Genomic DNA, 12,604 nt, shown 5'->3' with positions numbered 1-12,604 from the left:
GGGTCGGAATTCCCGCAGGACAGCGGGGGGGGTTGCGCGGCGTGAAGGTCCGCGGTCAGTGACGTCTCGTTATGAGGGCGCGCTCCCCCGTGAAGACCGCAAATGCCCCCGGGTTCTGTGCCGCTGGCTGAATGGTCCTCTAGGTGAACTTCTGCGCTCAGCAGACGAGGTTGTGTTCGGTCATTGCTCTGCAGCAAGCCGGGATAGGGCGTGTGCAAGGTGCGACGCTATTTGCTTGGTGCGACGTCGCCGGCCAAATGTTTGCAGTACCGCGACGGCGATCTCGTCTTCACTTAGGTCGGGCTGATGGGCCTGGATGAAGCGGGCAGCATTTGCGATTTCGACTGCGCTGATGTGTACGAAAGGCCGGTCTGCCGTGCTGTCATTGGGGCGGAACTCGTGCCACGCTCCGGGGTCGATTTCCCCAGGCCAAACAAACTTGTCAGCATCCACGAGCAGTCCTGCCCGCTGGATCTGGTAGGCCAGTTTCTTCTCCCGTGAGGATCGAACCCGCTGCAGACCGAAGGATTGGGCCGTCATCTGCACGAGGCGATCAAGGTGAATCGGTCCCTCGTATGTCGCGATTTCGACCGCGGCGGCACGGACCTTTTCTTTAGCGACCTTCTTGGGGAGATCGTCGAGCACGTCGATGCCTCCGACCTGCACGACGGTCCATGGTTCGAACCCGAGTCGCTGGCCACCGATGACGCTGGGGGCCTGGACCAGGACGGCGGGATCGGGTGCAATGACCTCCAATTTGGACTCGTCCTGACCGTCGAGCGCATCTGAACTTTCTTCTTCAGAGACATCAGCCACGGCGGGGATTGCGGTTGCTTCCTCAGCGGCTGCCTGTTCGGTGACCCCTTCCTCCAAAGCGAGTGCAACCAGCGCCTCGTGCCGGATGTACTTCGCCGTGTCCTGTCCCTCGTCGTGGAAGTGCTCCAGGAGCCGAACACTGAAATCGTTCGCGCGGAACGCTTCAGCGACAGAGAAGTCGTGCATGTGGGCCAGCTGGTTGCGAACGATCCGGAGCTCGTTCCCGAGTGTGCTGACGGTGCGTTGCTTATCGTCGAACGGGTATCCAAAGTCTCCTAGCCTCTCGGTCAGCATTCGAAGCTGCGCCTGGAGATCGTGGACCCAGTACTTACGACCTGTGGCGTAACCCTTCTTCTCGTCAAGAATCTCCAGAACGACGGTCCACGAATGATTCCCGAGGTCGCCTCCTAGCCGACCTGCGATGATCGGATCGAGTCGTCTCGCTAGGTGGTCGAGGCCTTCTTTGACTGACAGGTTCGGCTTGAAACTCACTTCGGCGCCTTCCTCTCCGCATCGGTAGGCATGGGTAGTTCCGAGGAGAGAAAGACAGGGCCCGAGACAACGGCTTCGAGCAATCTGGCCGCGGTTGGTGTCACCTGGACCGTGTATTCAAGGGTATGCAGCAGGAGGAGTATTTCGTTGCTGAAGGTCCATGTCGTCGGCCTAATGGTGTCGAGGGGACTCGATTTTTTGCCTTTCCTCTCAGCCATTCTGTTGTTGAGCCACGACTGTAGGACCTTGAGACCTGAAACGTCGAACTCCCATACCTCCGGGTTGACCGGACCGAAAGAACCGGATCCGACGTGCAGAACACTTCGATCCAGGTCGTAGCTGAAGGTCGAGGGCATACCGACGACTTTGGTGATTTCTTCGGCTGCACCGGAGACGGCACCAGCTTCACCGAACCTTTCTCCCCAGGTGTGCCACCAGAGAAGGTCTCGTCCGAAAGCAGCTACACGGGCGAAGACTGCGGGATCCTTGGAAATGGGGATGTGCACCGGGCCCGCCTGCTCGCCCAGCTCCACGGAGAAGAGGTCGGCGAACGCTCCGGTCCCTGTCAGCGCGTAAATATAGGCGGCGAAGTCTTCTGTGGTGATCTCCCCGCCGAGCACACCTTCAAGCGTATCGAGTAAGCGTGGTGTCAGGTTGGGCACCTTTGCCGTAGAGTCCCGCCACATCGGGATCACGTTCTTCGCACCTCGACCGCTGAAGTGGTCTAGATCCGGAACATACGGTGTCGCAGTAACAACCGGCCCATGACCGAGCTTGGTCGAGGTGAGCGTGGTAAGGAAGAGCTGGTCGGCGCCTACCGTTCGCCAGAGATCTGGCCTCATACGATCCCCCAACCGAGAATCAGCTAGAATCCATTGCCGGTCGAAACTTCGATACCCGTAACGGGATACCGCCTCGGGCCGAGCTGCTAAGCCCTCTGAACGGATCGATTTCAGCCGCGCTCTACCCATGAGAGCTGTCGTCTCGACACTCATTCCGCGGAATACTGTGTCGCGGAAAGCCTCATCTTGGTCTTCCTCTCGGAGGTTGAGAAGGGTGCTCCATCTGTGCTCAAGGACCTGTTTCGTCGGTCCGATGGGCCAGGTCCGCTTCAGCTGGCTTCCGCTGTGGATCCAGGGATAGAGATCCGCAATTTCCGGCCACGACTGATAGTCGTTGGCGGTCACCCGAGTAAGGACCGCAAGGCCGACACCGGGGACTCTCGTGGAACCAGAGGTGTTCAGGTCGTGCGCATCGAGCCAATTGAACTTCTCGACGCGCGACCCGGTCACCCTTGTGTAGTCGACTGCGCACTCGCTACTACCTGAGAGGCGAACGCCGACTGCGATAGCGACAGGGGTCAAGATGTCGAAGACATTCTCCTCGGTGCGAGCGCCACGCCCCTCTCCACCAAGGTCGACGACGTGCAGCACGTCGAACGCCTCGCGAAGGTGATGACGAAGTCCTCCGATCGAGACTCCATCTAAGAAGGATGAGGCGGTGATAAAGGCGACGATCCCCGGTCCCTTTGGTCGCTCAGTTGCGCGCCAGGTACCGTAGCGCCAGAAGTAGATGTAGTCGTTGTACAGATTCTTGACGTGCTTCCCCAGGCCTGCGTCGCGCATGGGCTTGATTACGTCATCAAGGAGCGGTGCGACGCCGGGCGTACCGTAGCGAACGACGCCACCTTTACGTTTACGGGTATCGCCCACACCTCTCTGTTCCCGTTCGTACGGCGGGTTGCCGACAACAACGGTGAATCGGGAGTCGCGTTTGAGTTGAGCAGCCCGTTCGCCCTCAGCTGCAACGGGGTCTGCGTACTCCGCGAACATCATTTGTTCTGAGGGATGGTCCAGGGAGTCGGCCAGCAGTATCGTCATGCTTGGCGTTTGGACGCCATACTCTTTGGCCGCCAGTGCAATTCGAAGGTGCGCTACGGCGTAGGGCGCAAGCATGTACTCGAACGCGTGCATGCTGGGGAACACAGTGCCCTGCAGATGCGCAGGCCAATCTCCCCGTGGGTTCACCGCCTTGAACGACACCTCAGCCTGGCGGATCCACTCGACGAGAAAGGTTCCGGTACCTGTTGCCGGGTCAAGCATCGAAACAAAACGTGCTTTGGGGTTGATGCTCGGTGGAACGGAAATTCCTAGGTGGGTACACACCTGTCCCCAGGTTCCAGGATCCGCAACTCCCATGGGAAGCCCGAACGAAGCCTTCAGCACATGGTCCACCGCGCGAACGATGAACCGCACGACCGGGAGTGGTGTGTAGAAGGCGCCGGCCGAGATTCGTGCCCGCGGGTCATACTTCGCAAGGAAAGCCTCGTAGAAGTGAACGACCGGATCTTCTCGCTTGTTCTTGGCACCAAAGTCTGCGACCACCGATTCGACATCGGTGACGGCCAGCTGGGCCGAGAGATCGGCGAGCCCGAGCTCGTCGACGTCGATCTCACCGTCGGTTTCCTCGCGGAAACGCGTGTAGATCTCGTTGAGAAGTGGATTCTCGAACTGGACCAAGGACGCCACGTCGCCGTCCCGGAAGGCTTCCGGGTGCGCCACCCGGGCCGTGAACAACCCGTAAACCATGGTTTGCGCGTAGACGTCGGCGAACTTCTCGGTCGTGAGGTCGGCGACAAGTTCGGTCCGAAAATCCTCGTAGAGCGTTTTTAGTGGCCCTTCGTCAGTTTCGACCTCGTACAGTGCGAGGACTTCCGACTTGAGGTCTTGCGCAACCTCCGCCATCCGGGACGAGAGCGCTTCGGCGTTGCGGATCGGCGCTCTGTAGCCACCGAATCCTTGAGCCGAATCTAGGTCGGCGGCGATAGAAGGGCCCTCTCCGATCCAGCGCAGGTCAGGCACAGCACGATTGATGATGAGGTCGAGCTTCGCTTCGGCGACGCCGCCGTCCCAACTCAGTACCTTCAGTACCCGTTTGCCGCCGGAGTCTCGGAATCCAACGACGTGGAGGACGTCATGGCTGCGTTCTGAGAGGCAGAAGAAGAGTAGGTCATTGAGTTCGAACTGAGGGGTTCTACCGGTATCCGTGCGTGACCGTTCGTTCCGAACGAGACGCTGAACGATCCTCCGCACAGCACCAATCGGGAGCCGCCCGCCCTCGAAGTCGAGGACGAAGACGCCGAACCTCTGATCCTTAGTCAGCGGTGGTATCTGTGAAATCTGCTTGAGTCGTGCCACCTTCTCAGGGTCGAGGTGCAGTTCGTCCAGCTCCCATTCGAGCTGAATGTCACTCCACGACAGTCCGTCGGGGATCGGCCAGTCGAGACCGTTCATCAACAGGTCGAACAGATTATCTGCTGACCTCGGGGCGGCACGCAGGAGCGCGCGGAGCCGGCTTTCCACGACACTCATTGAACCTCCATCCAGCAGATCGTTTTGGGTGCCGGCGCGTCGAGCGGCAACTGCGTTTCCTTGCGCAAGCGCTTAGTCTCGCCTCTCTCGAAGTCACGTAGCGTCGATTGAAGCGCGGCCCGCTCACTGAACTTCTCTGAGGCGCCGCGTGGTTCGGCGGCAATGGCAGTGTCAACGGTGTGCAGTGCGCGTTCGACACCATCAGGTGTGCGCAGGGCCCATTCCACTTGTCCGGGGTCGATGCTCCACTCGGGATCGGCTTCGTCGTGCGCCTTCGTGAGTACCGGGGTACGGCGGCAGACGAAGATTCCAGCCGGATCCCCGGTCTTAGCGGTGGAAATTCCCTCCGGTAGCCGCTCGACAAGTTCGTCTAGGCCGGGGTTCTCGTTCACTAGTTGCAGCCACTTGAGGCGCAGTTCCTCGATGGGTGCGATGTCGCCGTTGTATTCGTCCTTAAACGATTGGAACACTTTGACGTCATCGAAGATGTCGGTCTCGTCAAAGAGTTTTCCTCCAGGGATGCCCAGGGTGGTGGAGATCATCAGGGTCTTGTTCTGCACTCTGTTGTAGAGGGTGAGGAGCGTCTCGATCTCGGCAGGTGGCAGGAAGTTGCGAACTTGGATGTGACCGCGGGACTTCTTCGCGGACGGCTTCTCCTTGATCAGTGTCGCCTCGATGGTGGGGTTCATTCGGCGGTCGACGCGACCGATGCGTTGCATCAGGCGAACTGGGTTCCAGTGAATGTCGTAGTTGACGAGCAGCGTTCCGTCTTGTAGATTTACGCCTTCGCTCAGCACGTCGGTTGAGATCAGGATGCGCAGCGGCGCGAGCTTGCTCCTGTCGCGAGCAGCGACCTTATTGTAGAAGGGAGCGAACCGTTTGATCATTGCGTAGCGATCGTTTCCTCGAGTGCCGTCGATTCGGTCAACGTCGGACAGTCCAGATTTGTTGAGTTCTTCTTCGAGATAGCGGGCGGTGTCAGCGAACTCGGTGAAGACGATGACTTGTTGAGTACGGAACTCAGGAGTGAATACGTCCTTGTCGAGTTTTCTCTTCTTCGACGGCTCGCTCAGCAAGTCACGTAGGCGCAAATACTTGTCGTCAACGCCAGCGCCGGCGAGAACGAGGTCCATGAAGCGTGTGAGCTGATCAAGATCTTCGAACGCGGCATCGATCATTTCCTGCAGTCGGTAGTCTCCACCGACGAGGTTGTAGTCGAGCTCGCTGAGCTCCTCCTCGGTGAGATCCTCTTCGTGCCAGCCTTCTTCGAGGGTTGAACGGTACCTATCGTGGATCGCCTTCAGGATAGGCTCGTTCGTTTGCCGCCATGTCGAGAGACGACTCTCTTCGTTGGAATCAATCTTCGTGTTGACTTCGAGCCAGCGAAGCACCTTTACCGACAGATCAAGGCACGAGCCCGCGAACGCCGCGAGGCTTGATTCGAACCTTTTGAGAAAAATTGTCCGAATCAATGCGACCACTTGGCGTTGACGGTTCTCGGCAACGGTGTCGATGTCCTTGTTGGTTGAGAATGCTAGGGGGTAGTACATCGGCAGGATAAACAGCGGGGTGGCTCGGCTAAATGCCGTTTGAAGCTCGGCGAACAGGGGGGCGTAAAGGGTCCCAAATTCGTAAGAAACTACTCGAGGCACTTGTGTCTCCGGGAAGACTACTCGCGCACCGCCGGCCACCTTGGCACTTTCGATGGCGTAGCGCCGACTGTTCTGGTGGATGATTGATTGAAAGAGCCTGTCTTTGGCCATTATCGCAGCGATGGCGGCATAATCGGGAGTGCCGCTCTTGAACGGTTTCTCCAGTTCGACTGTGTACTTGCGGAGACTGCTGATGCCGATACTGGCGAAGTAGTCGTCTGCCTCGAGCCCGGTAAAGAGTTCGGCCTGGTGGACCAGGTCGAAGAACGTGTTGTTTATCGGTGTGGCAGTCAGCAAGAAGACTTTCTTTCCCGCGCAGATTTTCTGCATGCGCCACCACCGGGACCCCCATGGGTTTTCCTCAGTTGGCGCCTTGCCGTGGTTCCGGAAGTTGTGGGCCTCGTCGATGATGATGATGTCAGCACGTTTAGCTAGGTGCTCAAGTTCCTCTGCACGACGCTTGGTCGTGAGATCGGTGTGCGCACGCACCACGACGTTCGAGAACTGGCCGAACAGATCGGGAAGTTTCTCTTGCAACTCCGGATTCCAGACCGCGTCTTGCCCAGTCTTCGTCGCCATGATGAGTACATTCTTTCGGTGCCGGACGGCGTAATACTCAGTGAGCATTAGTCCGACGAACGTTTTTCCTAGACCCACACCGTCGGTGAGAAACCCGCCATTCCAGCGACGTGACATCACGACCAGGGCGTGGAACGCCTCCTGCTGATATGGGGCGAGCATGGGATAGATGTCGGACTCAGACTCCTCCCAGCTCTTGTCTGTCGGATCGACGTCGGCGGTCAGCGAGTGCAGGGCTTTGGCGTACACCTCGAAAGGGGTGAACTCACGGGCGTTGTGCTCGAGTACTGATAGCAGTTCCTGGTTCACCGGCGTGGCCCGATCCCAGTGCTGTTCGTACCATTCCTGGAGTTCGACGACCTCCGGCCCTTGAAATCGCACATTGAGTTCGACGTTCTGGGTCAGTCCAGGACGAGTGAAATTCGAGGAACCGACCAAGGCAGCGGAACCGACGATCTTCAGCTTGCTGTGGGTGATGTACGCCTTGGCGTGAAACTTCTTCGGTTTGTACACGCGAATCTCGATACTTCCGCTGCGGATGCCGTCGACCACACCCTCAATTCCGGTCAGGAAGGTGTCACCGGTCTGCCGTTCCACCGCGATAGACGTGTCGAGGGCGGCAGCGATAGCGTCTGCGGTGGTGCGGCTCGTCTCACCACCAATGAGGAGTCGGATCTTGTCGACCTTTTGCCAGGCGCCGTCGAGAGCAAGAAAAGCTCCGATCTCGAAATGCCCGGTGGCGATGTCGATGGCCGAGCTGATGTCGCACCACTCACGGACGTATTGAAGCGCTTTCCAATCCTCAGTGGTGTTGTCAACGATGAACTGCTCAGATGCCGCCACTTCTTGCAAACTTGCCATCTACACAGAACCTCCTCGGTCACGAACCACTCTGGACAACAGCTTCTGACCAATCCTCCCATCACGAGCTGACAAACTCAGCAAGCAGCATCCGAGGACACGCCGATCGGGGACGTTCATCGGCAGCACCATGGCGCCCGATCCTCGCGAGCGACGTAAGGTGCCGCGCGGCGGCCGGCTAGTCCACACAAACCTCTCCGGCGTGGCAGTCTCGAATATGAACAACTTGTCGGCTCCGGTCCAAAAGTGAGCAGGTAGATCCGGTCGAAAAGTGAGCATCATCCAATGATTGGAGAGTGATCACTGTGGAGGACTGGGCGTTGATTCGTCAGTTGCATCGGTCGGAGGGGTTGTCGCAAGCGGCGATCGCCCGGCATTTGGGGTTATCACGCAACACGGTGGCCAAAGCGGTGCGTTCAGACGCGCAACCGCGGTATGAACGGCCACGGCCGCCCTCGTCAGGGTGGGCGCAGGTCGAGCCCGCGGTCCGCGAGCTCTTGACCCGGTTCCGACGATGCCGGCCACGGTGATCGCCGAACGGGTCGGCTGGTCCGGTGGCGGTCCTTGTTCGCTGAGAACGTCACCCGGATCCGCCCGGAATATGCCCCGGCCGATCCGTGTGACCGCCTAGTGCACCGCCCGGGTGAGCAAATGCAGTGCGATTTGTGGTTCCCCGGCCAGCTGGTGCCCGACCAGACCGGGGTGCTGCGGCCGTTCCCGGTGTTGGTGATGGTCGCCGCCTATTCACGGTTCATCACTGCGGTGATGATTCCCTCGCGGATCACTGGCGATCTGTTGGCCGGCATGTGGATGCTACTTGCCGAACAGATCGGTGCGGTTCCACGAACATTACTGTGGGACAACGAATCAGGTATCGGTCATCGCCGCAATCTGGCTACCGGCGTATCCGGGTTCTGCGGCACACTAGGTACCCGAATGATCCAGGCCCGCCCATACGATCCGGAAACCAAAGGAGTGGTCGAACGGGCCAACGGTTATCCCGAGACATCGTTTCTGCCCGGCCGAACCTCCACCTCGCCGGCGGACTTCAACACCTAGATCCAGCGATGGCTGACCGGAGCAAACACTCGTGTCCACCGCACCACCAAGAGGTGACCGGCCGAGGACCTGCTGATCGATCGCCAGGCCATGGCTGCCTTGCCGCCGATCGTGCCGGCGACCGGCACCTCGACGACAACGAGGCTGGGCCGCGAGCTGATCATTCAACGCTCGCGCTTGCTCGCGTGCGAAATTGGCGATAGCAAGCTTGGAACGAAGGTCGTCAATCAACTTATCTATTTCTATCGCGACTGTAAGAATCATCTCGGCGTCCTTCTCGGTGTCACTCTGCGACCAACTACGGGCGTTCCGAGGAGAAGGTCCAGGGGTGTTTCTAGCCCTGAGCGCTTCTGAATCAGACGGTCGACCTCTATCAAGTTCGAGATGAGTTTCGGTCCTATTTAAGAGAGAATCGACCCTAAGCGAGTGACGTCCGGGTCCTCTTTAGCCGCCTGCTTTCCGACGGCGGACGCGACCAACGCGTCGAGCCGCTTCCACGACGGATCCGTGCGTCGCCGGTCAGCTGACTTCTCGACGGGTCCTGAAGACGGAGATCAACTGCTCGGCCAACCCGCTGATACTACAACGTTGATATCCTTAAGGCGGCGTTCGCGATTCTTGACAATCTGCGGGCCGAATGACGAGTCGGTGTCGCGTGGCACCTCGATCTTAACCGGCCCGATCTCGGTAAGTACCGTGTACCGTGCCGGGAGTGCCGCGGCCGGTTGCAGGAAATTAATGATTTCGTGCCTGAAATTGTGAACCGCCGTGGGTCTAGGTCGACGGCGGCCGGGTTGCGATGAGATCTCAGCGTTTCAGCGATGTACGGCCTACGCTGCCACCTACATTGACGATCACGTCTTCGAGTCGATCGATTGCCGTGGCTTCAAGCGTGCTGGCTGAGGACATGTCACGCCAGCATTGGAGTGCGGCATCTCCCAGATCGTTGTCAACTGGCGGAAGAACAACGCGGTCGAGGTTCGGAGCGTCGACCACATCAACGACTGAGCCGAATGCGCTCCCCCTGACCTGGAGTTGCACATGCTCGATCGCAAAGCATAGATAGAGCCATCCAGCACTAATACCCTCTCGGGGGTGTACGCGCATTACATTGTGGCTTGCGAGCCAGTCTGCGCGATCTTCAACAATGAGAGCAGGAAGCGAAACACGCTCTTCGGCGCGTCCACGAGCACCGAATACAAGAGTCCCAACGCCGAGCTCGTACTCCGCCGTGTCAAGAACGCTAGTGGCGATGTACTGTAGGTTGACTGGCTTCAATTGAAGCAGTTGTCGGCCGGATAGGATCGGCCGACCATGTGCGGCCTCCACATAATTTCGCTTGTATCGATTCGGCATCGCTGTTCGAGCTACGTCGGCGACAGTCCCTCCTCCAAGTCTCGCCATATCGGAACGAACCTTATTGAGCCGCGGGTCATTGTAGGCCGCATCGAAACGGCGCTTAAGGTCGGTGGCACGCACCGTCCAGCCCTCACGAAGCGGGTTAGTGGTGGCGATCTCCGGAAGCGATCCGGAGAACGCTTGTACGAGTCGATCGAGTTCAACGCGAGCACTTTCGCGCATCCGGACTGCTTCCGACATGACTGCCGCGATATCGGACGTCAACGCCTCGTCAATAAACGGGACGAGGACAGACGCCAAGTCATCGCCCGAAAGGTGGTCGATGACATTCCCCGTCTTACTGCGAGTTAGAAGCGATTGGCCGGTCGGTGTACTTAGAAACGCGAGGGTGTAGAAACGTGCGATCTCGTCGTCGATCTGCAAACGCAGCATGTCATCACTGACAACGAATCGATTGATATAGGCGTCGGCGTATGCGAGTGGGCCCAAGTTGCGACCAGAACATGTCTGGAGGATCGTCCCAACCTGCGGAACGAGGCGTTCAAGATCAGTGCTGCCGCTCCTTGAGAGGAAATCGGCGGGCTGCGGCAGGTAATCGAACACGTCGTAGGGACGAAGATATGGAATAGAGTCCTCGCCCGGAGCGGCATACACCCGCTTGGTCCGAGACGATGCACTAATGACGCCGAGTCCTCCATCGCCGGCAACTGGACGCAGTTCCCCACCAAGCGTTTCGAGTTTCGCCAAACGCTCGCTGGCGAGTACACCCGGGGAGCAGTGGTACTTCGCATCCAGCCGACCATCCGCAAACGCGGGTCGCGCCCCTCTGGCGCAATTGGTAACTGATCGGCTACCATTTGTCCCGTGAGCGTCTTCGAGGCCATTGCCGACCCAGTGCGGCGTCGGATCTTGCTCACCCTGGTCGACGGCCCCACCCGGGTGGTCGACCTTTGCTCTCATCTGTCTGACGCACAACCGATCTCGCGACCGGCGGTGAGCCGCCACCTGCGGGTGCTCGCCGAAGCGGGATTGGTTGTCGCCGAGGACAAAGGACGCGAACGGCACTACCGCCTGGAGTCGCGGCCCATCGACGAGGTTCGCCGATTCATCGCGGACCTGACGGCAGACGCCGCGCCGGGCAACCGGCGTCCGCCGATACCCGAATCGGCGCTCGACGCACTCGATACCGAAGTTCGCCGCACCGTCCGGCAGCGACGCCGCGAGCCGGCCCCACACACGTCCACCACCGATCACGAGGAGACCGCATGACCACACCGACCGGCCTGTTCGGCCCACGCGAAGAGGGCGACGCGGTGTCGTTCGTCCGCACCTTCGACGCCCCGATCGACGACGTGTGGGCAGCCGTCACCGAATCCGACCGGCTGGCCCGCTGGATCGGCTTCTTCACAGGCGATCCCGAGCAGGGCCACGTCGACTTCACCATGAATGCCGAAGGGGACGATGTCACGCCCGCCCGCTACGACATCCGACGCTGCGAACCACCCCGAGCCCTGCAGGTGCACACCACCGACGACTTCGGAACGTGGGACCTTATCGTCGAATTGGTCGAAACCGACGGCGTCACGACGCTGACGCTGAGCCAGATCATCGACGACCCCAACACCATCGAAAACACCGGACCTGGCTGGGAGTACTACCTCGACCGCCTGGTCGCAGCGCTGACCGACGCCGACCCGGCTGCCATCGACTTCGACGACTACTACCCGGCCCAGAAGGAGTATTACCTGGCCATTCAGGAGAAGCTGACCGGCGGTAAGTAGCAACCGGCTCGCTCAGTCTTGTCCGGGTGCGGTGCGAACGTGCGCGCGTTCGCCTTGTTTGCCGACGAGGCTGAGAAACTCGACGGGTCCGGAGCTGGTCGCCCCGAACCAGTGCGGAGTGCGGGTGTCGAACTCGGCGGCCTCGCCGGGTTCGAGAATGAGATCGAGTTCGCCGAGTACCAGTCGGAGCCTGCCGTTGAGAACGAAGGCCCAATCGAAACCTTCGTGCGTGCGCAGGACTGGTGTGGCGTCATCGCGGCCGACGGGCAACACGAACTTGTAGGCCTGGATACCTCCGGGACGCCGGCTCAGCGGCACAACGGTCGACCCGTCTTTGGTGGGCAGCGGACGCATGTTGATGCGCGGATCGCCGGTCGGCGGCGCATCGACGAGCTCGTCCAAGGTGACGCCGTACGCGCGGGCCAGAGGCAGCAACTGTTCAAGGGTGGGGCGTCGTAAGCCGGCTTCGAGCCTGGACAAGGTGCTCGTCGAAATCCCCGTCTCCGCAGCGAGATCGATCAGAGTGATCTCACGTCGCTGCCGAAGTTGCTTGAGCCGCGGTCCCACGGCGTCGAGTGTGCGATCGGTCAACTCACGTGCGCGTTCGGAGTCCATGGGGTCAGTTTGCCATTTG

General features: G+C 59.7%; 7 protein-coding genes and 1 pseudogene. 3 read left to right on the top strand and 5 right to left on the bottom strand.

Annotated elements, in window-relative coordinates:
- Positions 1-180: 180 nt before the first annotated feature.
- Genes BH683_RS23690 through BH683_RS23680 form a run of 3 tightly spaced genes read right to left on the bottom strand, consistent with a single transcriptional unit; the run spans position 181 to position 7,771 of the window.
- On the bottom strand, positions 181-1,308 hold the full coding sequence (locus tag BH683_RS23690) for a Swt1 family HEPN domain-containing protein (protein WP_084838753.1): 1,128 nt from the start codon (positions 1,306-1,308) through the stop codon (positions 181-183).
- Entirely contained in the window at positions 1,305-4,679 is a 3,375-nt protein-coding gene (locus BH683_RS23685) for a type ISP restriction/modification enzyme (protein ID WP_084838752.1), read from the bottom strand. Before BH683_RS23685 ends, BH683_RS23690 begins: the two co-directional genes overlap by 4 nt.
- A complete protein-coding gene (locus BH683_RS23680) occupies positions 4,676-7,771 on the bottom strand; it encodes a helicase-related protein (RefSeq protein ID WP_084838751.1) in 3,096 nt (1,031 codons plus the stop codon). The genes BH683_RS23685 and BH683_RS23680 overlap by 4 nt, the downstream gene beginning before the upstream one ends.
- Before the next feature lie 305 nt (positions 7,772-8,076).
- Between BH683_RS23680 and istA the strand changes: the two are divergent.
- Positions 8,077-8,986 (top strand): annotated as a pseudogene (istA, locus tag BH683_RS23675) (IS21 family transposase); the annotation flags it as partial.
- Between the two features lie 651 nt (positions 8,987-9,637).
- Here istA and BH683_RS23670 read toward each other — a convergent pair.
- Positions 9,638-10,936, bottom strand: a complete 1,299-nt coding sequence (locus BH683_RS23670; protein WP_143696118.1) for a hypothetical protein — start codon at positions 10,934-10,936, stop codon at positions 9,638-9,640.
- A gap of 117 nt (positions 10,937-11,053) precedes the next feature.
- Here BH683_RS23670 and BH683_RS23665 point away from each other — a divergent pair, with 117 nt between their 5' ends.
- Together BH683_RS23665 and BH683_RS23660 are read left to right on the top strand one after the other, a co-directional pair.
- The gene (locus BH683_RS23665) at positions 11,054-11,458 is read left to right on the top strand and encodes a metalloregulator ArsR/SmtB family transcription factor (protein ID WP_084838749.1); all 405 of its coding nucleotides are present in this window, start codon (positions 11,054-11,056) and stop codon (positions 11,456-11,458) included.
- Positions 11,455-11,970 carry an SRPBCC family protein gene (locus BH683_RS23660; RefSeq protein ID WP_084838748.1) on the top strand — a complete coding sequence of 172 codons (516 nt, stop codon included), beginning with the start codon at positions 11,455-11,457 and terminating at the stop codon, positions 11,968-11,970. Before BH683_RS23665 ends, BH683_RS23660 begins: the two co-directional genes overlap by 4 nt.
- A 12-nt stretch (positions 11,971-11,982) precedes the next feature.
- Here the strand turns inward: BH683_RS23660 and BH683_RS23655 are convergent, their stop codons facing one another.
- Positions 11,983-12,585 (bottom strand): XRE family transcriptional regulator, encoded by a 603-nt coding sequence (locus BH683_RS23655; RefSeq protein WP_084838747.1) that lies wholly within the window; start codon positions 12,583-12,585, stop codon positions 11,983-11,985.
- Positions 12,586-12,604: the final 19 nt, after the last annotated feature.

This window comes from Williamsia sp. 1138 (assembly GCF_002095435.2).
Classification (GTDB): domain Bacteria; phylum Actinomycetota; class Actinomycetes; order Mycobacteriales; family Mycobacteriaceae; genus Williamsia.
The sequence above is the reverse complement of the archived record's forward strand: the minus strand, read 5'-3'. Positions and strand labels throughout refer to the sequence as shown.

Bases quoted from the DNA above. Each gene is read 5' to 3' on its own strand.
- BH683_RS23685 (WP_084838752.1), bottom strand. From the start codon at position 4,679: ATGAGTGTCGTGGAAAGCCGGCTCCGCGCGCTCCTGCGTGCCGCCCCG.
- BH683_RS23680 (WP_084838751.1), bottom strand. From the start codon at position 7,771: ATGGCAAGTTTGCAAGAAGTGGCGGCATCTGAGCAGTTCATCGTTGAC.
- BH683_RS23660 (WP_084838748.1), top strand. From the start codon at position 11,455: ATGACCACACCGACCGGCCTGTTCGGCCCACGCGAAGAGGGCGACGCG.
- BH683_RS23655 (WP_084838747.1), bottom strand. From the start codon at position 12,585: ATGGACTCCGAACGCGCACGTGAGTTGACCGATCGCACACTCGACGCC.